This window comes from Phorcysia thermohydrogeniphila (genome assembly GCF_004339575.1).
Lineage (GTDB): Bacteria > Aquificota > Aquificia > Desulfurobacteriales > Desulfurobacteriaceae > Phorcysia > Phorcysia thermohydrogeniphila.
The window spans coordinates 184,426-208,161 of the sequence record NZ_SMFV01000003.1 but is presented as its reverse complement, the minus strand read 5'-3'; the positions used below and the strand labels follow the sequence as shown (position 1 = coordinate 208,161).

The 23,736-nt window shown below is 46.5% G+C and carries 27 protein-coding genes; 13 read left to right on the top strand and 14 right to left on the bottom strand.

The features are described 5' to 3' along the window. The first annotated feature begins 167 nt into the window (after positions 1-167). The 3 genes from CLV27_RS05420 to CLV27_RS05410 are packed head-to-tail and all read left to right on the top strand — an operon-like array spanning position 168 to position 5,586. Positions 168-1,292: a TolC family protein gene (locus CLV27_RS05420; protein ID WP_165863689.1), complete on the top strand. Its 1,125-nt coding sequence runs from the start codon at positions 168-170 to the stop codon at positions 1,290-1,292. 11 nt (positions 1,293-1,303) lie between these two features. Continuing rightward, positions 1,304-2,479 (top strand): efflux RND transporter periplasmic adaptor subunit, encoded by a 1,176-nt coding sequence (locus tag CLV27_RS05415; RefSeq protein ID WP_132526596.1) that lies wholly within the window; start codon positions 1,304-1,306, stop codon positions 2,477-2,479. Between the two features lie 17 nt (positions 2,480-2,496). Next, on the top strand, positions 2,497-5,586 hold the full coding sequence (locus CLV27_RS05410) for an efflux RND transporter permease subunit (RefSeq protein WP_132526594.1): 3,090 nt from the start codon (positions 2,497-2,499) through the stop codon (positions 5,584-5,586). Between the two features lie 33 nt (positions 5,587-5,619). On the opposite strand, the gene CLV27_RS05405 is transcribed toward CLV27_RS05410, so the two are convergent. Beyond that, positions 5,620-6,858: a carbohydrate porin gene (locus CLV27_RS05405; protein ID WP_132526592.1), complete on the bottom strand. Its 1,239-nt coding sequence runs from the start codon at positions 6,856-6,858 to the stop codon at positions 5,620-5,622. Positions 6,859-7,046: 188 nt separating this feature from the next. Between CLV27_RS05405 and CLV27_RS05400 the strand changes: the two genes are divergently transcribed. Genes CLV27_RS05400 through CLV27_RS05380 form a run of 5 tightly spaced genes read left to right on the top strand, consistent with a single transcriptional unit; the run spans position 7,047 to position 10,359 of the window. Next, entirely contained in the window at positions 7,047-7,829 is a 783-nt protein-coding gene (locus CLV27_RS05400; protein WP_132526590.1) for a DUF4198 domain-containing protein, read from the top strand. A gap of 2 nt (positions 7,830-7,831) precedes the next feature. Then, complete coding sequence (gene cbiM / locus CLV27_RS05395; RefSeq protein WP_132526588.1) at positions 7,832-8,437, top strand: cobalt transporter CbiM; 606 nt, start codon at positions 7,832-7,834, stop codon at positions 8,435-8,437. Next, complete coding sequence (locus tag CLV27_RS05390; protein WP_132526586.1) at positions 8,434-9,003, top strand: hypothetical protein; 570 nt, start codon at positions 8,434-8,436, stop codon at positions 9,001-9,003. Before cbiM ends, CLV27_RS05390 begins: the two co-directional genes overlap by 4 nt. Beyond that, on the top strand, positions 8,993-9,721 hold the full coding sequence (cbiQ, locus tag CLV27_RS05385) for a cobalt ECF transporter T component CbiQ (RefSeq protein ID WP_132526584.1): 729 nt from the start codon (positions 8,993-8,995) through the stop codon (positions 9,719-9,721). The genes CLV27_RS05390 and cbiQ overlap by 11 nt, the downstream gene beginning before the upstream one ends. Beyond that, complete coding sequence (locus CLV27_RS05380) at positions 9,709-10,359, top strand: energy-coupling factor ABC transporter ATP-binding protein (RefSeq protein WP_132526582.1); 651 nt, start codon at positions 9,709-9,711, stop codon at positions 10,357-10,359. The genes cbiQ and CLV27_RS05380 overlap by 13 nt, the downstream gene beginning before the upstream one ends. A gap of 118 nt (positions 10,360-10,477) precedes the next feature. On the opposite strand, the gene CLV27_RS05375 is transcribed toward CLV27_RS05380, so the two are convergent. The 10 genes from CLV27_RS05375 to CLV27_RS05330 form a co-directional block, all read right to left on the bottom strand. Next, positions 10,478-10,948, bottom strand: coding sequence for a bifunctional nuclease family protein (locus CLV27_RS05375; protein ID WP_132526580.1), 471 nt, complete (start codon positions 10,946-10,948; stop codon positions 10,478-10,480). Positions 10,949-10,951: 3 nt separating this feature from the next. Then, positions 10,952-12,262: a tRNA (N6-isopentenyl adenosine(37)-C2)-methylthiotransferase MiaB gene (gene miaB, locus CLV27_RS05370; protein WP_132526578.1), complete on the bottom strand. Its 1,311-nt coding sequence runs from the start codon at positions 12,260-12,262 to the stop codon at positions 10,952-10,954. 40 nt (positions 12,263-12,302) lie between these two features. Next, positions 12,303-13,034, bottom strand: coding sequence for a YiaD family glycine zipper/OmpA-like lipoprotein (locus CLV27_RS05365; RefSeq protein ID WP_132526576.1), 732 nt, complete (start codon positions 13,032-13,034; stop codon positions 12,303-12,305). Positions 13,035-13,117: 83 nt separating this feature from the next. After that, entirely contained in the window at positions 13,118-14,389 is a 1,272-nt protein-coding gene (locus CLV27_RS05360; protein ID WP_165863688.1) for a thymidine phosphorylase, read from the bottom strand. Between the two features lie 13 nt (positions 14,390-14,402). Further along, positions 14,403-15,026 (bottom strand): site-2 protease family protein, encoded by a 624-nt coding sequence (locus CLV27_RS05355; RefSeq protein ID WP_132526572.1) that lies wholly within the window; start codon positions 15,024-15,026, stop codon positions 14,403-14,405. Between the two features lie 10 nt (positions 15,027-15,036). Next, positions 15,037-15,645: a TIGR00296 family protein gene (locus tag CLV27_RS05350; RefSeq protein ID WP_132526570.1), complete on the bottom strand. Its 609-nt coding sequence runs from the start codon at positions 15,643-15,645 to the stop codon at positions 15,037-15,039. An 18-nt stretch (positions 15,646-15,663) separates the two neighbouring features. Beyond that, the gene (crcB, locus tag CLV27_RS05345; RefSeq protein ID WP_132526568.1) at positions 15,664-16,038 is read right to left on the bottom strand and encodes a fluoride efflux transporter CrcB; all 375 of its coding nucleotides are present in this window, start codon (positions 16,036-16,038) and stop codon (positions 15,664-15,666) included. Beyond that, complete coding sequence (locus CLV27_RS05340) at positions 16,035-17,180, bottom strand: ATP cone domain-containing protein (RefSeq protein ID WP_132526566.1); 1,146 nt, start codon at positions 17,178-17,180, stop codon at positions 16,035-16,037. The genes crcB and CLV27_RS05340 overlap by 4 nt, the downstream gene beginning before the upstream one ends. Next, positions 17,158-18,183, bottom strand: a complete 1,026-nt coding sequence (gene mltG / locus CLV27_RS05335) for an endolytic transglycosylase MltG (protein ID WP_132526564.1) — start codon at positions 18,181-18,183, stop codon at positions 17,158-17,160. Before mltG ends, CLV27_RS05340 begins: the two co-directional genes overlap by 23 nt. Next, positions 18,180-18,761, bottom strand: a complete 582-nt coding sequence (locus CLV27_RS05330) for a CDP-alcohol phosphatidyltransferase family protein (RefSeq protein ID WP_132526562.1) — start codon at positions 18,759-18,761, stop codon at positions 18,180-18,182. The genes mltG and CLV27_RS05330 overlap by 4 nt, the downstream gene beginning before the upstream one ends. Before the next feature lie 86 nt (positions 18,762-18,847). Between CLV27_RS05330 and CLV27_RS05325 the strand changes: the two genes are divergently transcribed. Then, positions 18,848-19,237 (top strand): hypothetical protein, encoded by a 390-nt coding sequence (locus CLV27_RS05325; protein WP_132526560.1) that lies wholly within the window; start codon positions 18,848-18,850, stop codon positions 19,235-19,237. Further along, the gene (mnmL, locus tag CLV27_RS05320) at positions 19,237-20,178 is read left to right on the top strand and encodes a tRNA modification radical SAM protein MnmL/YtqA (RefSeq protein WP_132526558.1); all 942 of its coding nucleotides are present in this window, start codon (positions 19,237-19,239) and stop codon (positions 20,176-20,178) included. The genes CLV27_RS05325 and mnmL overlap by 1 nt, the downstream gene beginning before the upstream one ends. Here the strand turns inward: mnmL and CLV27_RS08505 are convergent. The 3 genes from CLV27_RS08505 to cysS all read right to left on the bottom strand — a co-directional run bounded on the left by CLV27_RS08505 (position 20,151) and on the right by cysS (position 22,047). Beyond that, a complete protein-coding gene (locus CLV27_RS08505) occupies positions 20,151-20,291 on the bottom strand; it encodes a hypothetical protein (RefSeq protein WP_165863687.1) in 141 nt (46 codons plus the stop codon). The two genes, mnmL and CLV27_RS08505, sit on opposite strands and share 28 nt — an antisense overlap. 117 nt (positions 20,292-20,408) lie before the next feature. Then, positions 20,409-20,627 (bottom strand): hypothetical protein, encoded by a 219-nt coding sequence (locus CLV27_RS05315; RefSeq protein WP_132526556.1) that lies wholly within the window; start codon positions 20,625-20,627, stop codon positions 20,409-20,411. A gap of 1 nt (position 20,628) precedes the next feature. Beyond that, positions 20,629-22,047 (bottom strand): cysteine--tRNA ligase, encoded by a 1,419-nt coding sequence (gene cysS, locus CLV27_RS05310; protein ID WP_132526554.1) that lies wholly within the window; start codon positions 22,045-22,047, stop codon positions 20,629-20,631. A 118-nt stretch (positions 22,048-22,165) separates the two neighbouring features. On the opposite strand from cysS, the gene CLV27_RS05305 reads away from it, so the two are divergent. From CLV27_RS05305 to mazG, 3 genes are all read left to right on the top strand, one after another. Next, positions 22,166-22,549 carry a HEPN domain-containing protein gene (locus CLV27_RS05305; RefSeq protein ID WP_132526552.1) on the top strand — a complete coding sequence of 128 codons (384 nt, stop codon included), beginning with the start codon at positions 22,166-22,168 and terminating at the stop codon, positions 22,547-22,549. Between the two features lie 11 nt (positions 22,550-22,560). Then, entirely contained in the window at positions 22,561-22,860 is a 300-nt protein-coding gene (locus CLV27_RS05300; protein WP_132526550.1) for a hypothetical protein, read from the top strand. 66 nt (positions 22,861-22,926) lie between these two features. Next, positions 22,927-23,706, top strand: coding sequence for a nucleoside triphosphate pyrophosphohydrolase (gene mazG, locus CLV27_RS05295; RefSeq protein ID WP_132526548.1), 780 nt, complete (start codon positions 22,927-22,929; stop codon positions 23,704-23,706). Positions 23,707-23,736 lie beyond the last annotated feature (30 nt).

Genomic DNA, 23,736 nt, shown 5'->3' with positions numbered 1-23,736 from the left:
TTAATTTTCCTGCTTGGTTTTATCAAAATTTGCTAAAATAACAATGTTTTAATTTTGGGGTTTAGGGGATGCATCTAAAATTTTTTCCTTTAGTTCTTTTTTTAGTTTTCCTTCCATTTAATGTCTTTGCTAAGGAAGTAATCTCCTTTTCGGATGCCCTGAGGCAGGTGCTAAGTTCCTACCCAAGCGTTAAGGTTTTTAAAGAAAAAAGGGAGGCGATTCGCGCCCTTTCTGAGGACGCTAAAAAGCTACCCAATCCTGAGTTAGAGCTCTCTACCGAAGATTTTTTGGGCTCTGGAAGGTTTAGAGCTTTCAGCTCTTCAGAGGTAACCCTACTTTTTTCACAGCGTTTCCCCCTTTTTGGGAAGAGGGAAAAGCGTCGGGAAGAAATCCTTTCTCAGGAAGGCGTTATTTCAAGTGAGGAGTCTCTCCTTAGGGCAGAGCTCTTTAAAGAAACCGCTTTAAGTTTTACAGACGTTCTCTACGCAAAAGAAAAGGTAAAACTCTATAGAGAACTTAGCCGTGTCCTTCAAAAACTTGTAGAGGTGTCAAAGCTGAAATTTGAGGCCGGTAAAGTTTCAGAGCTTGAAAAGCTCAGAGCTGAGATAGCCGCCGGCCGGATTGAGGTGGAGCTCCAAAGTGCTATCGGCGAGTATAGAGTAGCCCTGCAGAAACTCTACTCTCTCTTGAAGAGAGAAGGGGTAGAGCCTGAAGGAGACTTTTTCAGCTTAAGGGAAGTTCCTGAAAGGGTTTTACCGGATAAACACCCGAAAGTGGCGGGGGTAAAGGCCGAAATTCTGACTCTTAAAAAGAGGTTTGACCTTGTAAAGGCAGAGGCCTTGCCGGATTTAACCCTTTCTGGAGGGGTGCGCTACTTCAATGAGGATGATGAAAGGGCTTACCTGTTAAGCGTTAGTCTGGACATTCCGGTCTTTAACAGAAACGGCTATAAGCTGATGGCCTTAAAGAGAGAGATGGCCGGAAAGCGTTTCCTCCTTGAAAGTGTTAGCTTAGAGCTTGAGAGGAAGTTTCAGGAGGTAAGGGGAAAGCTTGAGATAGTTACCCGTGAGATTAAAACCTTAGAGGAAAAGCTCATACCGAGGGCTGAAGAGATATACAGACGGGTATTTGAAGGCTACCGTTACGGCAAAGTTGACCTTCTTTCAGTCCTTGATGCCCAGAGGACTCTCTTTGAGCTGAAGCTGGCACTACTTGAGGCTTACAGGAAGTACCACGCTTTAAGGGCTGAGCTTTTCTACATCCTTGCACGGCCGGACTACAGATTCTTTTGACGGAGGAGGGCGTGTTCTTAAGAGCGTTTCTTCTTTTTGTCTTTATGGCCTTATCCTTTTGTGGAGCTCTGGCTGAGGAAGAAGTTTCTCACCGTGAGCATGAACACGAACACGAACACGAACACGAAAGAGTAGTAGAGCTCCCAGACAGCGTTATTAAGGAGTTCAAGATTCGCACAGAGAGAGCTACCTTAAAACTCCTTTCTCGGCAGGTGGAGCTCCCTGCAGAAATCGTTGAAGTTCCAGAAAAGGAAGTTCACATAGTTCCTCCGGTTAAAGGCTTTGTTCGCCGTGTCTTTAAAGGCTTGGGAGATAAGGTTCAGGCCGGAGAGGTCTTGGCAATTATTGACAGTCCGGAGCTTGCCGATTTAAAGAGTTCCTACCTGATAGCTAAGAAAAAGTGGGAGCTTGCTAAGGAGCTCTTTGAAAGGGAGAAAATCCTCTGGAGTAAGAAGATAGTCGCTGAGGAGAGCTTCTTAAAGGCAAAGCAGGAGTTGGAGCTTGCAGAGATTGAGCTTAGAGCTTTAGAACAGAAGTTGCTCACCTTAGGTTTTTCACCGGCAGAGATTAAGGGGTTTGAGGAGGGGGAAGTCCCCTTGGGGCGTTATCCCCTGAGAGCTCCGATTTCTGGAGTAATCGTTGAAAAGCACCTTTCAACGGGGGAAATGGTAGGGCCAGGAAGGGTTGCCTTTCGGGTTGTAGACCTTTCGGAAGTCTGGGCTGTGATTTCCGTCTACCGTCAGTGGATACCCTACGTTAAAAAGGGGCAAAAGGTGCGTCTTGTCCTTGGAGAGGGACAGCCTGAGATAACGGCTGTAGTTGACTACGTTAGTCCATCTGTTGACCCGGAGACGAGGGCTGTTCGGGCAAGGGTCGTTCTGGATAACAGTTCCGGGGAGCTCCGTCCCGGTCTCCTTATAAAGGCCTTTCTTCCCGTCGGTAGAGGAAGGGAGGTTCTTGCAGTTCCGGAGAGTGCAGTCCAGTACGTTCACGGCCACCCGGTCGTTTTCGTCCGTAAGGGGAAAGGTTTTGAGATGAGGGAAGTGGAGCTCGGAGAGCGTTACGGTAAGTGGATAGAGGTTCGCAAAGGGCTCTCAGTAGGGGAAGAGTACGTCGTTTCCGGTGCTTTTACTTTAAAGGCCGAGATGGAGAAGGAGGCCTTTGAGCACGCCGGGCACGTCCACTGAGGTAAAAAGGGGGAACGATGTTAGAGAGGCTAATCTCCTTTTCCCTTAAGAATAGACTGCTCGTTGCACTCTTTTCCGTTCTCGTGGTTGTAGGGGGCTACTTCAGCTTTAAGAAACTCCCCGTAGACGCCTTCCCGGACGTTACCCCCGTTCTGGTTCAGGTCTTTACGGAGACCCACGGGTTAGCGCCGGAGGAGGTGGAAAAGTACGTTACTTACCCGATAGAGACTGGAATGAACGGACTTCCCGGCCTAAAGAAAATCCGTTCCGTTTCAAACTTTGGGCTCTCTTTGGTGAACCTCTACTTTGAGGACGGGACGGACATCTACTTTGCCCGTCAGATGGTAAGTGAGAGACTTCAGGAAGTTCGGGGAGAAATTCCGGAAAACTTTGGAGAGCCCCAGCTTGGCCCTATCTCAACGGCTATGGGGTTGATACTCTTTTACTACCTTGAGGATACTACCGGTAAGTACTCCCTTGAGGAGCTCAGGGCTATTCAGGACTGGTTCATTAAACCCCACCTTATGAGCGTTCCGGGAGTTACGGAAGTTCTCGGAATTGGTGGCTTTGAAAAGCAGTATCAGGTTCTCGTAGACCCGGGAGCTCTCCGCTACTACGGCCTTACCTTGGGCGACGTTATCAGGGCTATCAAGTCAAGTAACTTTAACGTCGGAGGGAGCTTTATAGAGAGGCACGGCGAGGAGCTGATTGTCCGCTCTGAGGGGCTTTTAAGGGGAATTGAGGAGCTCAGAAAGATTGTTGTTAAAACCGTTAATGGGACGCCGATTCGCCTACAGGATATAGCCGATGTAAGGATAGGAGGAGCTGTTCGGAGGGGACTCCAGACCAAAGATGGAGAAAAGGAGGTTGTTGCCGGTCAGGTTATAAAGCTCTACGGTGAGAACTCCTCTACCGTTATTCAGCGGGTAGAGGAGAAAATTAAGGAACTCAACCAAGTTCTTCCAGAGGGCATTCGCATAGTTCCTTACTACGAACAGAAGAGCTTGGTGGAGGCCTGTATTTCCACTGTAACAACAGCCTTAGGGCAGGGACTTGTTCTGGTTGTTGCCGTTCTCTTCCTATTTGTTGGCGGTTTTCGTCCGAGCCTCGTTGCAGCCTTTGCCATTCCTTTCTCTATCTCCTTTGCCTTCATAGGTATGAAGTACTTTGGAATCTCTGCAAACCTCATGTCCCTTGGAGGGATAGCGATAGCTATCGGAATGCTCGTTGACGGTGCTATCGTTTTTGTTGAAAACGTTGACAGGAAGTTAAAAGAGGAAAAAGGGAAGTCCCGTATTCGCATTGTGGCTGAGGCCTGTAAGGAGGTTGCCCGGCCGGTAGCCTTTGCCATTCTCATTATTTCCCTCGTCTTCCTTCCGATTATCTCCCTTGGAGGGGTAGAGGGGAAAACCTTTAGACCCCTTGCCTACTCGGTAATCCTTGCCCTTGCCGGCTCTCTCCTTTACACCTTCCTTGTAGTTCCGGCTCTTTCCTCCGTCTTTATGAAGGGAGAGGGTAAAAGTACTTTCAGCGAGAAGATTCTTGAGAAGCTTTCTGCCGTTTACACCCCCTTTGGTCGTTTCTTTATAAAGCACCGCCTTGTAGCTCTCTCTGTGGCCTTAGCCCTTGTAGTCTCCGGTGGATGGCTTGGGTCTCGCCTTGGCTCAGAGTTTGTTCCAAAGCTTGAGGAGGGAACGATTGTCCTGAGGCTCACTATGGCGCCCTCAATTTCCCTCTCTGAGAGCAAGCGTATCACCATGCTCGTTGAGAGGAGACTCCTAAGGATTCCGGAGGTTAAGAGCGTTATATCTCGGATAGGTCGCGGTGAAGTTGGAGCTCATACGGACCCAGTTAACAGTGCCGAGATGTTCATCATTCTCCGTCCTAAGGAAACTTGGAGGGTGAAAACTCAGGAGGAGCTTGTTGACTTGATTCGCAGGGAGCTCGGGGAGATTCCCGGCGTTCACACCAACTTTACCCAGCCGATAGAGATGGCCGTTGATGAGCTCTTAGAGGGCGTTCGGGCAGAAGTTGCCATTAAGATATTTGGGGAGGACTTAAAGGTTCTAAAGGAGCTCGGCGATAGGGTGGCTGAGGTTATAAGGAAAGTTCCCGGTGCAGTTGATGTTCAGGTAGAGCAGGTTATTGGAGCTCCCCAGCTCCTCATCCGTCCAGATAGGGAGAAGTTAGCCCGCTACGGAATCTCACTTGCCGACGTTCAGGAGGTAATAGAGGCCGGAGTCGGCGGGAAGGTGGTTGGTGAAGTTTTTGAGGGACTAAAGAGGTTTGACATTTTCGTAAGGTTTAAGCCGGAGTACAGGTCGGATATTGAATCTATCGGAAACCTCCCTGTGTCTACCCAGAGTGGAGAGTTTATTCCCCTAAGGGAGGTGGCCGAGATAAAGGAAGTTATTGGCCCTCGCCAGATTACACGGGAAAACCTCTATAGGTTCATTACGGTTCAGTGTAACGTCTCTGGAAGGGATATAGGCTCTTTTGTGAAGGAGGCTAAAAGCGCGATAGCCCGTGAGGTGGAGCTCCCCTTAGGCTACTTAATCACGTGGGGTGGGGAGTTTGAGCTAAAGGAGGAGGCCGACCGTCGGCTAAGGGTTGTAGTCCCTGTAACGTTAGCCCTTATACTCCTTCTCCTCTTTATGAGCTTTAACTCTTTCCGCCTTTCAACCCTCATAATGCTTAACCTGCCATTAGCCCTCGTTGGCGGGATAACTGCTCTCTGGTTTACGGGGCAGTACGTATCTGTTCCTGCCTTGGTCGGTTTTATTGCCCTCCTTGGAATAGCCCTTGAGAACGGTATGGTTCTTGTTTCCTGTATAGAACAGCTGCGGAAGGAAGGGTTACCGGTAGAGGAGGCTGCCTTAAAAGGTGCTGTTATGAGGTTACGTCCCGTTATTATGACGGCGCTTACAAGTGCTGTGGGGCTTTTACCTCTCCTTTTTGCTACCGGAACGGGAAGTGAGATTCAAAAGCCCTTGGCAACGGTTGTTGTTGGGGGACTTGTTACGTCAACCTTTAATACACTCTTCCTGCTTCCGGCACTTTACAGGTGGTTTGCGAGGGAGGAGAGGAGCTCCCTCTCCGCAGGGTAAAGGGGCGCAGTTTAAGGAGAGGGAGCTCTTTTATTAGAAGGAGAACTCTGCCTTTACCATTGCTGTGAAGATGTTGTCGTTACTGCTATCTCCCTGTGGGTTTAGAACCAACTGGAAGTCTGGCGTTATAGATAGGTTCTCTGAGATTTGTGTCCTATAGTAGGCCTCAAAGTGCCACTCAGTAGAGCTGTTTTCCAGCTTATCGTTTGGTATTAAGGCTGCAACGCCTACGCCGAGGATGTCCTTTTCTCTACTTGGGAAGATGCCGTTAAGGTTTAAACCTACAGAGTAGAACTGCTCAACCTCGTAGACTTTATCGTTTCCCCACGCAGCCCTTGCGAATATGCCGGCCTTTTCAGAAATCTCTTGGTCTATGGAAATACCCACTCCCCACCCCTTGTCCGTTGAGGGCTTTTTCGTGGGGTCGCTAACATCCTCTCCTACTTTTATGTGGTCTGCTGAGTCGTTCCAGTAGTAGAGCCTGTAGTTGCCAGAAAGGCCGGCGATTTCTGGGGAGACTTTCACCTGAAGGGCAAAGAAGGGGTTATCAAAAACGTTATCGTAGAGGCTTTTCTCCTTTACGCTCCACTCTGAGCCGTTCCAGTAGAGTTTGCTCTGCTCGTTACTCTGAAGGACTGCGGAGATTTCCAGTTTATCTACTGGAGAGATAACCACTCCCACTATTGGGGCAAACTGAAACTCCCCATCAATTATCGGGTTGTTGACAAAAGGTTTTCCTACAAACTGGCTGTACTCGTTGTTGGCGTACTCGTTATCGTCAATAAAGACTGGAGGTTCTGTTTTTCCTACTGAAAGGGTTACCTTTCCGTCAAGGAAGGGACGGGTGTAGTAGGCTTCAAGGAGCTTAAAGGTGGCCTCATTTTCAGGGTTGTCGTCTGAAAGGGTGTTGAGGTTGGCAAAGAGAGCTCCCTCCTTCACGTCAAAAATCTTATCTGCTCCAGAGCCCTCGCCGGCGTGGAGTCTCATGTAAAACTCGTCCTCTTCAGTAAGCTTAAAGGAGATTTCAAGGTCTGCCACGTAGCCTGTTCCGGAAGGAGAAGGGATATTTTCCCCTTCAATTTTCCCTAAGTGAGCCCCCTGATAGTAAAGAACCACTCCGCCGTGGATTTGTGGGCCAGTTTCGTGCTCTTGTTCAAGTTTTTCAATTCGCTGTTTTAGGATCTCCAGTTCCTTTTTTGTCCACTCTTCTGAGAACGCAGGGCCAGAGTTTAGCAGTAGGGCCACCGTTACCATCCCGAGGGTTTTCCTCATGAACAACCTCCGGTTGAGTGTTTATAGAAAATATAGTTATGTATACATAACAAAGTTAAGTATATGTAATTCAGTAATCTTTGTTTGAGATACGCTCATACTTGGTATCACTATTATACAGAATTTGACTACAAAATAAACCTGCATTAAAATTTCGGTAAAATAATTGACATAAAAGGAGGTTGTACATGAAGAAGACTGTAGCTTTGGTGACAAGCCTACTGGCTTTACCTGTTGCAGCTCAAGCTCACTTTGTAGTTCTCAAGCCCTCTACCGACGTACTTGAGGGGAACAAAAGAACCGTGACCCTTGAGGCAAGGTTTACCCACCCGATGGAGGGTGGACCTAACATGGACTTTGGAATTGTTGACAGTGGAGCTGTTATCAACGGAAAGAAGATGAAGCTCAGATGGAAAGAAGTCAAAATCCCGGCTATGGAGGGAAGTGCTAAGAAAGTTCCAAGCTTTAAAACGGAATTTAGGGTAAGGAGGCCGGGAGTATACCAGTTCTACGTTGACCCAAAACCCTACTTTGAGCCGGCTGAAGGAAAGTTCATAAAGCAGATTACAAAGGTTTACATTGAGGCCTTCGGCCTTGAGGAAGGTTGGGATAAACCTATAGGCCTTAAGGCTGAGATAGTCCCCCTTACAAGGCCCTTTGGAATCTGGGAAGGAAATACCTTTAGGGGCAGGGTCTTTATAAACGGTAAGCCTGCTGCAAACGTTGACGTTGAGGTTGAGTACCTAAATCCCGGAAACGTAGAAGTCCCTGCAGATGCCTTCGTTACTCAGGTTATTAAGACGGATGAGAATGGTTACTTTGTCTACACGATTCCGTGGGCTGGCTGGTGGGGATTCTCTGCAATCGGCGATGGAGGAAAGTTAAGACACAAAGACGGAAAACTCTATCCAGTTGAGCTTGACGCCGTTATATGGGTCAAGGCCTATCCTAAACCTAACGGGGTGAGGTAGAGATGCATATATCGGAAGGGGTTTTACCGGGCTCTTTGCTTGTTGCAGGATGGGCTTTAACTATTGCCGGAACTTATGTGGGATTAAAAAAACTTGATAACGATAGGATTCCTCTGGCGGCCCTCCTTGCCGCCACCTTCTTTGTTGCTTCACTCATCCACGTTCCTGCAGGTCCTACCAGCGTGCACTTGGTATTAAACGGCCTTGCTGGGATTCTCTTAGGATGGACCGTTTTTCCTGTCCTGCTTGTGGGGCTTTTCCTTCAGGCAGTTCTCTTTCAGTTTGGAGGGCTTACCGTTTTGGGGGTGAATACCTTCAACATGGCCTTTCCGGCACTGGTTGCTTACTACCTCTGTAAGGGGCTCTTAAGCAGTGAGAGGAAGATGGCGCTTATTGTTGCTGGAGCTCTCTCCAGCTTTGTGGCAATTATGGGCTCTGGATTACTTGTTGCCCTTGAGCTTGTCTTTACTGGAGAGGCCTTCAGGAAAACTGCGGAGCTTGCACTTTTAGCTCACCTTCCCGTTGCAGTTGTAGAGGCTTTCGTTAACGCCTTCATTCTCCTCTTTCTAAAAAGAGCAGTCCCAGAAATCCTACGGAGGATGAGATGAGAGTTGTGCTTTTGCTCCTGTTTCTCCTGATAGTTCCCTTGTCGGCCTTTGCCCATAAAATATCTGCCTTTGTGGACTTTGAGGGGGATAAGGTTACAGTGTTTTCCTACTTTAACGACGGAGCTCCCGTAAAAGGGGGTAAGGTTGAGGTCTACGACAAGAAAACGGGGGAGCTCCTTCTAACTGGAAAAACCGACGAGAACGGGGAGTTTTCCTTTAAGCTTGAGAATCCAAAGAGTATCAAAGTGGTTGTAACCGGAGAGTTAGGACACAAGGCCGTTTCAGAGCTTAACCTTTCTTCAGGGGTAGAGACAGAGAAGGTAGAAAGTAAAACTGTAAAGGAAGAAAAAGCTGGAGAGTTTCAGAAAGTTAACGAGGAGCTCCTACGGAAAATTGTAAGAGAAGAAATAGAAAAGCAGGTAAAGCCTATAAAGGTGGAACTTTCTGAGATTCGTAAGGAGCTCTCCGGCACTTCTACTAAGGACGTCTTTGCAGGCTTTGGCTGGATACTCGGAATCTTTGGGGCAGTTTCCTTGGTTCTTTCAAGGAGAAGGGATGGAGAGTAAAACCTTCCTTCACACACTTGACCCTCGGGTGAAGATAGTTGTCCTTTTCCTTTTTAGCTGGGGAATTGCCTTGGTTCAGGACTTTAAAGGGGCGCTTTTTTACCTGCCCTTTGTATTCTTTAGTCTTCTGATGGCAAAGAAAGAGGTTTTAAAGCTGGCAAAACATCTCTTTATTGCTAACACTTTTCTGCTTTTCATCGTCCTTAGTATGGTTTTGACCTATGAAAGTCCAAATATGTTACGCGTGGGGTTTGTAAGTATCTCCTTTGATGGTCTTAAGCTTGGATTGCTACTCTTCCTTAAGTCAAGCCTTATCTTAAGTCTTACTGCTGTTTTCCTCTCCACCTCCTCAATCTTTTCAATTTTTCACGCTCTCCATCACCTCAAATTCCCAAATAGCCTCTGCCAGATACTCTTTTTCAGTTATAGATACCTCCACACCGTAAAGGAAGAGTACGAAACGATGTTAAAGGCTGCAAGGTGCAGGGGGTTTAAGCCGGAGAGCTCCATAAAAACCTATAAGACCTTTGCCTACATTCTTGCTAACCTCCTTGTGAGGAGCTACAGGAGGGCAGATAGAGTTTACAAGGCGATGCTGTGTAGGGGGTTTAGGGGAGAGTTTCCCGTTTATAGCCACTTTTCACTGAAAAGAAAAGACATAATTTTTGCAGTCACAAGCTTTATCTACCTTGCGGTGGTAGTTTTATGGAGATTTTGAGAGTAGAGGAGCTCACGGTTAAAAGGGGGAGTAGAAAGGTCTTAGACGGGGTTAACTTTAGTCTGAGTAGTGGAGAAAAAGTAATCATTGCCGGAGATAACGGAGCTGGAAAGACGACACTGATAGAAGCTTTAATGGGTTTTGTTCCCATAGAGAAAGGGAAAATCTATCTAAGAGGGAAGGAAGTTCGGAGCGAGGAGGATTTTTTTAGGCTTAGGACTACTGTGGGCTACGTTTTTCAGAACCCAGATGACCAGCTCTTTTCCCTTACCGTTGAGGAGGAACTGGCCTTTGCTCCTTTAAACCTAAGAGTTGACAGGGAAGAGGTAAAGAGAAGGATAGATAGGGTTCTCAGGCTCTTTTCCATAGAGCACTTGAGGGAAAGAACGGTTTATTCCCTTTCTGGAGGAGAAAAGAGAATCCTCTCTATTGCCTGCGTCCTTACTATGAATCCCGAAGCTCTAATACTTGACGAGCCTACAACCGGCCTTGACAGAAAGAGGTTTAATAGGCTCTTAGACTTCCTAAAGAGCACAGAAAAGTCCGTAGTCGTTGTTACCCACGACTCAGAGCTCATAAAATCCCTACGCTGGAAAGTTTACCGTTTAGAAGAAGGTAAACTTTTCCCCTCTTTCTGAGGATGGAAAGGACAGGTTTTCCTTTTGCACCGGCTACATCTTGCCTTCCTGTAAAACTTCAGGAAGAGCACCAAGCCGATAGCTCCTACAAGCAGGGTAAATAAGGTTTCCACGTAGTTTAGTCCTCAAAGAGTTCCCTTATTAGTTGCTCCCACTGTTCCCTGCAGTTATCCCCTTCACACTCATCAAGGGGAATAACGGATGCTTTTTCTATTACCTCCCTTTTAACGAAAATCGGAGCGTTTACCCTTACGGCCAAGTTTATTGCGTCACTGGGACGGGAGTCAATCCTTAAAACTTCTCCGTCTGAACGTTTAACTTCTATAACTGCAAAGTAGATACCTTTGTCAAAGTCGTTAATTACAACCCTCTCTACTTCTCCTCTAAAGGCAGAGATGATTTCTCTTATGAGGTCGTAGGGGAAGGGTCTTGGAGGAACTGCTCCGAGGAGTTCCGTCTCAAGGAGCTCTGCTTCCCAGTGTCCAACCCAAATCGGAATTGCAAAGCGCTCCTGCTCGTTACCGAGAATAATAATCGGAAGGCCACTGTACCTATCCTGCGTGATTCCTATTACCGATACCTCTACCATAACTCAAGCTCCTTCTAAAATCGGTTTTCCTTTTAAGAAGAAGGGTGAAGTCTCTACTATTTCAACCTTTATGAACTTTCCTATAAGGCCTTCGTCACCGTCAAAGACGACGAGCTTGTTATCCTTGGTTCTTCCAGAAAGTTCCCCTCCTTTAGGACTTCTTCCCTCAACGAGGACTTCTTCTACCTTGCCGAGCCTCTTCCTGTTCTTCTCTTCTGCTTGGCGCTTTATGAGGTCCTGTAACTCCTGAAGTCTCCTGTTCTTTACTTCCTTTGGAACGTCGTCTTTAAAGGTTGCTGCCTTTGTAAATGGTCTTGGAGAGAACTCAAAGACAAACCCTTGGTCAAAGACGCAGGTTTCAACAAGGGAAAGGGTATCCTCAAAGTCCTTTTCCGTCTCTCCGGGGAAGCCTACGATGAAGTCACCAGAAAGGGCTACGTCGGGAATTTCCCCTTTCAGCATCATTACTTTTTCAATGTACTCCTCCCTCGTGTAGCCCCTGTTCATTCTCTCTAAGATTCTGTTTGAACCACTCTGAGGAGGAAGGTGAACGTAGGGGCAGACCTTTTCTATCTCTTTCATGGCCTTGACGATTTTCCTGTTAAAGCCGGCAGGGTGGGATGTCTGGAAGCGAATTCTCTCTATTCCCTCAACCTCTGAGACCATATAGAGGAGGTCTGCAAAGTCCACTCCCTCGTAGTTGTAAAAGTCAACGTTCTGACCGAGGAGCTGAACTTCCTTAACTCCCCTTTCTGCAAGCCTTTTAACTTCCTCTACGACGAGCTCCGGCTTAACGCTCCTTTCCCTTCCCCTTGTAAAGGGAACGATGCAGTAGGTGCAGAACCTGTTACATCCCCTCTGGACTGTAACGTAGGCAACGTAAGGGTTTTCAAGGTAGCTGTCTATTAGGGGAACTCTGTCCTCTTCTGGGATTTTTGAGTTTAGAATCTCAACGACTCTTTCTCTCTTTGCCCTTTCAAGGAGGCTGTCAAGCTTCATGAAGTTAAACGTTCCAAAGACTAAGTCAACGTGAGAAAAGCGCAGGATAGAGTCTTTTTCTTTTTGGGGAACACAGCCTGCAACGGCGATGATAGTTTCAGGTTTTTTCTTCTTAATTTTTTTGAGGCTTCCGATAAAGCTAAATGCCTTGTTGTCGGGCTTTGCCCTTACTGAGCAGGTGTTAACTATGATAACGTCGGCTTCCTCCGGGCTTTCGGCCTTCTCGTATCCCATGTCCCGGAGAATACCGGCCATCTTCTCTGAGTCGTTTACGTTCATCTGACAGCCGAAGGTCTTTATGTAGAACTTCTTCATCCAGCTCCGTCCATAGAGTTATCAGATGATTTAATATATGTTATTCGCAGGGATGTGGTATCGTAACTCCCTTGGGATAGACGAGAATTTCAACTCTCCTGTTTAGAGCTCTTCCCTCTTCTGTGTTGTTAGGTGCTATCGGCTTTTTAGGCCCACAGCCAAAGACCAGTATTCTCGTTGGGTCAACGCCGTTTAGAACCAGCTCGTTCTTAACTGCCTCTGCCCTTTTCTCAGAAAGTCCCACGTTGTAGCTAAAAGAGCCGGTGCTGTCCGTAAAGCCGGCTATGACGATTACAGTGTCTGGGTGGGCTGTGAGGGTGGAGGCGACTCTCCTTAATGTCTCTTTTGCTGAAGGTTTAAGCTCGTAGCTGTTAAAGTCAAAGAGAAGGGAGTTCTTAAGGACTACTCTTACCTTTTCTGGCTCTTTAACGACTGCAACGGGTTTACTCTCTGAAATTGGAGGCTCCTTAGGTTTTACTTCGGGATTGGTGTTGTCTATGGGCTCTACTCCTAAGTCCTCGCCGAGCTCCTTGGCCTGCTGTTCAAGGGCGTAGCCTATAGCACCTCCAACTAAAGCTCCAATGGCTGCTCCAATTAGAACTCTCTTTCCTTTGTTAGCCCCTTTGGGTCCTGTGGCTGCGCCGAGAGCTCCGCCAACAACAGCACCTATAACAGCTCCGGTAGCGGTTTTACTGGTCTGCCCTTCTTGTGTTGTAGCACACCCAGAAACGAAAAAGACGGAGAGAGTTAGTAATGCTAAAGCTTTCCTCATAATTCACCTCATTCCATTATGGATTATCTGTAGTTTGAATTTAAAGCTGTTTACAGAAGGTATCAAACTTAGAGAGCGTGGTTTTAAGTTATGGTTTTCTTTACTATAGCCGGTTTCCCGCAGGGAGTTTCTAAAATCTTGTAGGCAGATAGGAATTTTCTGACAAGCTCTGTAGGGTCTCCGAGTCTGTAGAAGATTTCGCCTATGGGTTCTCCCTTTTCAACGTAGTCACCTATTTTCTTCAAGAAGCCAAGACCTACCGAGTGGTCAATAGCCTCTCCGGCTTTCTTCCTTCCTCCTCCGAGCTCTACAATTAGGTATCCTAAGGCCTCTCCGTTTATACTGCTTATGTGGCCAGAAGTAGGAGCTTCCACCACTATTTTTTTCTTGGCTATTTCTACCTCTGGACTTCCTCCAAGGTATTCAATCCACTTAATAAACCTGTCAAGGGCTTTTCCGGAGAGGATAACCTCCTCGGCCTTTTTCTTTCCCTCTTTAAAGCTTCCTCTTCCGGTAAGTTCAAAGAGGAGGCCGACTAAAGAGGCAGTTACCTCAAGGAGGTCTTTTTCTACTTTCCCAGATAGTGCATCTATGGACTCTTTGATTTCAAGGGCGTTCCCGGCAAACCTTCCTAAGGGCTGGCTCATCTCAGTTATGAGAGCTCCAGCTTTTTTTCCGTAGAGCTTTGCCACTTCAACAAGTCCTTTTGCAAGTTCTTCAGCCCTTCTTTGTGTTTTCATGAAAGCTCCAGTTCCAACCTTCACGTCAAAGACTATGGCCTCTGTGTTCACGGCCAACTTTTTACTTAGAATGCTTGATACTATGAGGGGGATACTCTCTACCGTTTCTGTAGCGTCCCTCAGGGCGTAGATTTTCCTGTCGGCCGGTGCTATCTCCTTGGTCTGGGCAGAGATTGAGAAGCCAAACTTTTCTGTGATTTGTGAGATTTCCTCCTGTGAGAGCTCCGTTTTTGCCCCGGTGCTTTCAAGCTTATCAACTGTTCCTCCGGTAAAGCCAAGAGCTCTCCCCGATAGCATCGGAACTTTAAATCCCATTTCAGCAAGAACGGGAGCTATGATGAAGGAAACTTTATCCCCTATTCCTCCTGTGCTGTGCTTATCTACAAGGATACCTTCTGTTTTAACAGTTACGGTTTTCCCGCTTCTTAACATTGAATCTGTTAGGTGTAGCATTTCCTCGTAATTGAGTCCCTGAAAATAGATGGCCATGAGGAGAGCTCCCATCTGGTAGTCGGGAACTTTCCCTCTTGTGTAGGAGTCCACTATGAACTCAATTTCCTCTTTGGAGAGCTCTCTTCCGTCCCGCTTTTTCTTTATTAGCTCCTTAAAAATCAAGGTAATCTCCCTATTAGGTTATGGCTCTCATTGCATTTATTATGGCATTAACGAGTGGAAGGAGTATCCAGTTTAAAACGGGACTGATAACGATGATTATGAGGATGATAAAACCGTAGGGTTCAATTTTTTTATAGGAGTAGTAGAGCTTTGGGGGCAGGAAAGCTTCAAGAATTTTAGAGCCATCAAGGGGAGGAACAGGTAGGAGGTTAAATACTCCGAATGCAACGTTGATGAGGAGGCTGTATCCAACCATGTAGTAGAGTGGTTCTGAGACGTTTGGAGGGAGAGTTCCAAATGGGAAGTGTTTTAGTATCAGGGCGCTAACGAAGGCACTCAGGAAGTTGGCGAAAGGTCCTGCAAAGGCTACAAGTACCTCACCTGTTTTTCTGCTGAGCTTCCTAAAATTCTGTGGGTTGACCAGTACCGGTTTTGCCCAGCCAAAGTGGACGATGAGAAGAGCTAAGAACCCTATAAAGTCAATGTGAGCAAAAGGGTTTAGGGTTAACCTTCCTGTTATCTTTGGGGTAGGGTCGCCAAGTTTATAGGCAACGATTCCGTGAGCAAACTCGTGGATGGTTATTGCCCAAAGAACAGCAGGAAGCGTAACTAAAAACTCAAGTAGCCACTCTTGCAACCTGTCCTCCTTAAGGTGATAAATCTTCCTCTATAACTTCTCCGTAGGGTTTTACTTCTGTGAAAACCTGTCCTTGGAACTTGTAAAACTCGCACGCGGGATTTAGCCAGCAGTTAGGTGGAAGTCCTGCTTTTATGCAAACCTGAGATAAGAATTCCTCTTCGTTCCAACCCCACTCTACTGGAACCTGTGGAAGCAGTAGACCTGCCGCGGCACCGCAGCGAACTATGAGGCCGTCCCTTCCTACCTTTATGGCCTTGGGAAGGTCATTGGGCGGGACGTTAAGCCTTTCAGGTGGAGTTAGAACCGTAACCTCAACAACAAGGTTTTCCATCTCGTGGGGTCTTACCGGGCGAAAACGAGGGTCGTTAGTTGCAGCAGAGATAGCTGCATAAATTGTCGCTATTACAAGAGGTATTATTGGTTCTGGGAAGCCTATGCAGCCACGGAGTTCTCCAGACGGGAACTTTTTAAGCGTTACAAAGACGCCTCTCTTATCAAAGAGCTCCGATGGCGTGTTAGCAGGCGGTTCTATCTGGACTCCGTGGTTTAAGTATTCCTCAATTGCTGCCCTTGCTAAGTTCACCAAGAATTTTCCCTTTTCAATGTCAAGAAACATTTACACCTCCGAAAGGCTTTACACTTTAAAGATAGCTTTAAAGAGGGCCATTCCGCAGACTGTAGCAATCAGGCAGGTAAGAACGTTTAGGGCGACGTTTAGGAGAGCTCTCTCGTATAGGCCTTCCTGAAGGAGGACAACCGTTTCAAGGCTAAATGTTGAGAATGTTGTTAGAGCTCCTAAGAAACCGGTTATGAAAAAGGCCTTCCACTCGGGGGAGAGCATATTCTCAAAGAGCATTACGAGGAAACCTATGAGGAAGCTACCTATAACGTTTACTGAAAGTGTTCCAAAGGGAAACGTGGTACCCAAGAGCTTCTGAACAAAACCGGAAATGAGGAAGCGGGATATAGCGCCGAAAAATCCCCCAAGACCTATGAAGAGAAGAGTCATACTTTTATTCCAACCTCCTCTATGAGTTTATCTGTGATTACCTCAAGGGCTTTTTCCCTCGTCTGGTCAAAGTCAATGTTCTCTATAACCGGTATTCCTTTTTCGTGAGCCGTTCTGTAGAGGAAGTCCTGAATGAGCCTGATTGCCCCAAAGTTCCTCAGGTATTTTTTGCTCGTTCTCTGGGACATCTTCTCTCTGGATCTAAACCTACTCCGGTGTATCTCCTCGTCAAAGGTTGTGAGAATTATGTGGACTATGTGAGCTTTGTTTTTCATCTTTTCAAAGATGCCGGGAATTAGGTGGATACCTTCAACGATGAGGCTGATGTTCTCCTTGATTGCCCTCTGAATTACTGCCTCAACTCCTGTGAGGACTTTCTCTACTTGGTCAAGGAAACCGTAGAGGATTTTCTGCTTCCTCTCAAGCTTTGCGTACTTGTAGATAACGTCTCCGGCCTCGTAGCTTGAAACGTGGATAGAGGGAACGAACTCCTTAGAAACCATCTTCCTCATAACTTCCCTGATGGAGTCGGTAGAGGCCATACGGTTTATTTCAAGAATTCCTGCAAGCTCAGCAGCAAGTCGCGATTTGCCTACGCCGGTTGCGCCACCGATGAGGATTATTATCGGCTTGCTTAGCTGTTTAGTCTGACGCCAGAAGAGATACCTCTGGGCGTACTCCTTTCCGAGCCTCTTCTTTAGGAGCTTGCTCGTAATGTCCCTAATCTCAGAGCGGGAAATGTGAAACTTGGCGCTACGCCTAAAGTGTTCGGCAACCTCCTTTGCTATGTCAAAGGCCTCCTGAACGTCAACGCCGGCAGACCTGATGGAGCTTGCCAGAATCCCTCGGGAGAAAGGGACGTAGGTTTTTCCGTCATCCTCTGAGACTAAAATCTCACCCTCTTTTACGAGGCTCTTATACCTATTTGCAAAGCTCTTTCCAAACTTTGCCTTGAGTATGTTGTATACGAGCTCTGTCAGCTTCTCAGAGGTGATAGTTCCCCTGAAGGAGGAAGCTACCTCATCTGCTACCTCGTAGGCCTCCTCCACCGAAAGTCCCGTTCTGGTGAGTGAGCGAACCAAGACCCCTTTAGAAAATGGGTACTTCTCCCCTGAGCTATCAATTACGAACCTTTTTGCCATCTCTATAGAGTTTCCGAATGTTTTTTAAGTGTTGATTATAACTTGTGGAAAAGATATGTCCCTTTTCGGCTGCTACAAAGTAGAGGTAACGGGTCTCTTCTGGGTACATTGCTGCCTTTATAGAGTCAATTCCGGGGTTACAGATTGGCGTAGGAGGAAGTCCCTTAACGTAGTAGGTGTTGTAGGGAGAAGGGAATGATGTATCCCCCCTGTGGAGTTTTTTCTTCTTGATTCCTGCCTTTTTGTAGGCGTAGTAGACTGTCGGGTCACACTGGAGCTTCATTCCCCTTATAAGCCTGTTGTATATCACGCCGGCAATGATGGGTTTTTCTTCCTTGACGTTTGTCTCCCTTTCCACAATAGACGCAACTACTAAGAGCTTTTCCTCTGTAACTTCCCCTAAGGCCTTTTTTACAAGCCTCGGAGGTGTGTACTCGGAAAAGAGTTTACCGGTAACTCTTTTAAAGTGGGAGACGGCCGTTCTTATGACGTCCTTGCAGGAGGCCTTCTCGTTAACAAAGTAGGTGTCTGGGTAAACGTAGCCTTCTAAGTGGGGGATTTGGAGCTCCGAAAGGAAACCCTTATCCTCTGAAAGGCTTAAAACTTCCCCACTTTTACAGAAGCCTTCCTTGGATAGTATTCTGTCTAAGTCAAAGATGTCTGAACCTTCGGGAATTGTAACCTTCTTTAAGCACGGCCTTCCCTTAGAGAGTTCTTTAAGCACCTCTACTGTGGATAGATTTCCCCTTAGGTCATAACAACCTTCCTTTATTTTTAGCTCCTTCAGCCTAAGGTAGATGTAGGCTAAGAGGGGATTATCTACAACATTTCTTTCTTTGAGCTCCTTGAGGAGAGCCTTTACGGAAGTTCCCCTCTCTACACGCAGGGATAAGGATACGGGTTTTTTGGAAAAGAGAGCTCTATCCACGTAAGAAATTGCAAAGAGTGAGATTAACGAGATTAAGAGCAAAACAGAGAGGGAGACTACAAAGAACCTCTTCACTTTCTAAGCTTCTCCGCTGCACAGAGTAGTCTCTGGAAGGCCGTAAGGTTTGATAGAACGGCAAGGACTGACAGAACTTCTACGAAAAGGCCAGAAATAAGCGCAAAGAGGAGGATGAAGAACCTTTCAGGCCTTTCTACAAGGCCGGACTTACAGTCTGCTCCGAGGGACTCTGCCCTTGCCCTTGCGTAGCTTGTGGCAAAAGCCCCTACCATAGAGAAAAGGGAAAGCAGGACGATGGGAAGGTTATCCTCTTCAAATCCGAAAACAACGAGGCCACTTAGAGGGAAAAAGTCTGAATACCTGTCCAGAAAAGAGTCAAGGAAAGCTCCAAAGGGGGACGTTTTTCCAGTAACCCTTGCGATTATTCCGTCCATCATATCGCAGATGCCAGAGAGTATAAAGAAGGCAGTTCCTAAGTTAAGGTTTCCCGTTGCTATGGAGAAACCAGAGATTAGTGAGAAGAAGAAACCTGCAACTGTAACGGCGTTTGGTGAAATTCCGGTAGAGCTGACGGCCTCAGCCAGAGGTTTTAGGAGCTCCTGAGCTTTTAGCTTTATCTGTGAAGAGCTTAACATTTCATTTTCCTTGTGCTCTTGTAGTTGCTACAGGAAATTATAGATTAGAAAATTCAAAATGAGCTAAAAATTTTCAGGAGAAAGTGATGGAAGAGAGACTAACTAAGGAAGAGCTGATTGAAGTTATGGCGATTCTGATGGAGGAAGAGGGTTTTGAAATCTACGAGCCCATGGCAGAGGGGGAGGAGTACCTGCCGGACTTTTTAGCCGTCTTTGAGGATGAGAACGGAGAGAGACAGCAGATAGCCGTTCAGGTTGAGGACTGCTACACGGTTAAGACTGAGGAGGCTGAGAAGAAGGCAAAGGCCATTGCAGAGCACTGTAGGAAGTCTGGAGAAAGTTTCTTCTTTGTAGTTCCCTTGGAGTGTGAGGAAGAGGGAAAGAAAAAGTTTGAAGAGTGGGGACTTTCAGACGTTGCCGAGTTTATTCCGGTAGGAATTGAGTTTGAGGAGGAAGGAGGAGAAGAAAAACTCTAATGGAGAGGTACTACTCCTTTTCCCGTTACCTTAAGGAGATCTTTGGTGAGAGAGTCTACCGGGTAACGGTAGACGCCGGCTTTACCTGTCCAAATAGGGATGGAACGAAAGGAAGAGGGGGCTGTATCTACTGCTTTTCCGGCTCTGGCTACGACGAGCAGAAAAGGCAAATGAGCATTGAGAAGCAGATAGCTACCGGAATAGAGAGGGTCAGGAGGCGTTACGGGGCAGATAAGTTCTTAGTCTACTTTCAGGCCTACACCAATACTTACGCATCTCCGGATACCCTTAGAGGAATCTACGACAGGATAAAGAAGTTCCCCGAAGTTGTAGGCCTGATAGTCGGCACTCGTCCCGACTGCGTTCCTGACGAAACCTTAGAGCTCATAAACTCTTACACCGATGACTACTTGGTCTGGATAGAGTACGGCCTTGAGAGCTCCCACTTTAAATCTTTAAGGTGGATGAATCGGGGACACGGCGTTTCAGACTTTATAGACGCAGTCCTTAGGACGAGGAGGTTTCCAAAGATAAACATCTGTGCCCACGTTATTCTGGGGCTTCCGACAGAAGACAGGGAGGACATGTTAGAGACGGCAGACTTTCTTTCCTCCCTCGGTATAGACGGCGTGAAGATACACCCCCTTCACGTAATGAGGGGAACAGAGCTTGAGAAGATTTACAGGGAAAAGCCTTTTAAACTCCTTACAGAGGAAGAGTATGCCGACTTGGTGGTTGACTTTATAGAGAGGTTACCTAAAAGAATGGTAATTCAGAGAATAACGGGGGAATCCCCCTCAGAAGTCTTAGTTGCCCCCTCTTGGTGTAGCCACAGGGAAAAGCACAGGGTAATCAACCTTATAAGGAAAAGATTTGAAGAGAGGGAGACCCGGCAGGGAGCGAAGTGTCGCTTCTACCGGGAAAAGACTGCCAGAACGTAAACAACAAAGGCCAGAACAAAAAGTCCAACCATAACCCAGTAGGCAACTTTAAACAACGACCTTTTAGAGGTCTCCTTTCTTTCCCTGTAGTAGTCCCTGTCGTAGATACCCATCTTTTTTGCCTTTAGCGTTAACTGTGTTTTTTACTCGGAACAGCAAGGTAGATGAAAAATAGTCCTAAGGTGATGAACATAAGGGCAAATATAGCTACGACTAAAGTTTCCATTAGCTTAGTCCTCCAGTTGATTTACCTTACTTTTATAAAGATATCCGGTTACTAAGACAGAACAAAGTAGAATTAACGAAACAGGGATGCCTACTGCGGTAAGTAAATCCACTCCCTTCTGTGAGAAGTGGGCAACAGTTCCCCCACTTACTACGAGAAACAGGGTAAACACTTTGCTAAACAAGTCTCTGTAAAATTCAATCTCCTTTTCTAACTTACCCATCTTAGCCTTTCTTGTAAACAGTTCCCGTTGGGAGGTCCTCTAAGGTTATTCCCAGCTCTTTCAATCTGTCCCTTATCCTGTCTGCAAGGTCAAAGATTTTGCGCTTTCGGAGCTCTCCCCTTACCTCTATTAAAAGCTTTATCAGCTCATCTTCAATTCCCTCTTCCTTCTCCCTTTCAAGCTTTAGTCCCAAGAGCTTAAGCATGTTTTCAACAAGCTCTACTGCTTCAACGAGGGAGGTTTTTGTCGCTTTTGGTATCCTGCCTTCCCTAAGGTATCTGTCCTTAAGCTGATTTGCCTCTTTTACAAGTTCAAAGAGAACACCGAAAGCCTTTGCAGTGTTAAAGTCGTCGTCCATAGCCTCTTCAAACTTTTTCCTGTAGCTTTCAACGTCAATAACGTCTTCTTCTTCGCCCTTTTCGGGTAAGGAACGTATTACCTCCTTGGAGTCAAGGAAGTTTAGTAGCCTCTTTAAGCTCCTTTCTGCCTCTTCAAGCCTTTCTGTTGAGAAGTCTATCGGGCTTCTATAGTGGGTTGAAAGTAAAAAGAGCCTTAGGACGTCCGGGGAGAACTTTTCAAGGATTTCCTTTACTGTAAAGAAGTTTCCGAGGGACTTGCTCATCTTCTCCTTGTTGACCATTACGAAGCCGTTGTGAATCCAGTAACGGACGAAAGGTTTTCCGGTGTAGCTCTCAGATTGGGCTATTTCATTTTCGTGATGTGGAAAGATTAGGTCAAGTCCTCCACCGTGAATGTCCATCGTTTCGCCGAGATACTTCATTGACATTGCAGAACACTCTATATGCCAGCCGGGCCTGCCGATTCCCCAAGGGGATTCCCATCCCGGTTCGCCTTCCTTTGATTTTTTCCAGAGGGCAAAGTCAAGGGGGTTCTTTTTACCCTCTCCCGGCTCTATCCGAGCTCCGGCTATGAGCTCTTCTAACTTCCTCTTAGAGAGCTTTCCGTAACCGGGGAACTTTTCTACGGAGAAGTAGACGTCTCCGTTTGCTTCGTAGGCGTAACCTTTCTCAATGAGCCCTTTTATTACCTCTATTATCTCCGGTATGTGCTCTGTAACCCTCGGCTTGTAGGTTGGCTCTTTGACGTTGAGAGCCCTCATATCCTCTTCGTAGGAGTCTATGTACTTCTGGGCTACCTCGTACCAAGGTATTCCCTCTTCCCTTGACCTCTTTATGATTTTGTCGTCTATGTCTGTGTAGTTGCGAACGTATATGACCTCGTAACCCCTGTACTCAAGCCACCTTCTAATAACGTCAAAGACGACTGCACTCCTTGCGTGACCTATGTGGGCGTGGTCGTAAACTGTTGGGCCACAGACGTACATCCTGACGGTTTTACCCTCAAGGGGAACGAACTCCTCTTTCTTCTCGGTTAGCGTATTGAAGACCTTTATTCCCATCCTCTTCTCTCCGCAAAGTTTTTCACAGGAATTTATACAAAATGTTTCTTTCCGACCTTTGCAATACTGAATTTATGATACAATAATAAATGTTCTAAAAGTTTGTTAAGGTTAAAATATGGAAAGGGAAAGTCTAAAAAAGGCTGAAGAAAGGTTAAAAGTAGCTTGGATGGCCTTGGAAAACGACTACTTGAACTCTGCCCTCTCAAACTGTTATCAGGCCTTTTTCTACTTTATGCAGGGAGTAGTTGGCACAGACGCAATTGGTGTGAAGAGCTACCCGGAGCTCCTTTCTCTCTTTATAAAGAAGCTCTACAGAAGGGGAATTTTTAGACCTGAACAGCTTCAAAAACTGACAGTTTTTGCAGAAGAGCTCTACGCGGTTGTTAAGGGACTTGAGTACTACGGGATAGCCTTTTCAAAAAGCCACGCCTCAAAGGTGGAGGAGTACGTTTCAAGGGTGAAGAGCCTAATACTCAGCTACGAGTCAAAGCGAATCTAAAGGGAGGGGTGGTGAACCTCTTAAAGGTTGCTGTAACAGTTGAGGACTCTTTAAAAGATCTTCCCTTTGTTAGGGATGTTGACCTTCTGCCACTTAAGGATGGAGAAAAGGGAGTAAGGCTTAAGATTGTTGTTACGGAGCCCTTTAGCTACGAGCTCTTTAAGGAGGTATCAAAGGCTATTTCTGAAGCCAAGTGGAAAATCTTTAAAAAAACGGGGGAGCTCCCCGTTGTTGACTGGGAGCTCATCTACAGGCCACAGGTCAGGTCTATTAAGGAAATCAATCCCGTTCCCGTCATAGAAAGGTTCTAACCATTCCCTTCAGGCTTATCTTTTTTCCTGCACGACCCTGCTTTTTCCCGTCTCAAGGAGGAAGGGATGAAAAAGTACTCTTTTGATGATTTGGTGAAAATAATGGAAAAGTTAAGGTCTCCCCAAGGGTGTCCTTGGGACAGAAAACAGACCCACGAGTCCCTTGTTCCTTACCTTATAGAGGAAACCTATGAAGTCGTTGACGCCATAAGGAAGAAGGACTTTGAGGGTCTGAAAGAAGAGCTTGGAGACCTTCTGCTTCAGATAGTCTTTCACTCCCAGATAGCAAAGGAAGAGGGAAAGTTTGATGTAAGCGATGTTGTTGACGCCATTGCTAAAAAACTTGTCTTCCGTCATCCCCACGTTTTTGGAGACAGGGAGGACATAAAAACTGCCGATGATGTTTTAAAGGAGTGGGACAAGTTTAAGGAGAAGGAAGGGAAGAAGAAGGAGTCTCTCCTTGACGGGATTCCAGAGTCTTTACCCTCTTGGGAGAGGGCCTACAAGTTACAGAAGAGGGCGGCAAAGGTAGGTTTTGACTGGAATAGCTTTGATGGAATAAAGGAGAAGATGAAGGAGGAGATTGAGGAGCTCTCAGAGGCACTAAAAGAAGGGGATAGGGAAAAATTGGAGGAAGAGGCCGGAGACCTCCTCTTTATGGCCATTAACTTGGTTAGGTTCTTGGGTATCAATCCAGAGTTAGCCCTTTCTAAGGCGAACGAGAAGTTTGAGAAGAGGTTTAGGTATATGGAGAAAAGGGCTAAGGAGATGGGAAAGAAGCTTGAGGATATGTCTGTTGACGAGATGGAGCTCCTTTGGCAGGAGGCAAAAGAAAAAATGCTATGATTTTTCACAAAGCCAAATAAAAGAGGTGTT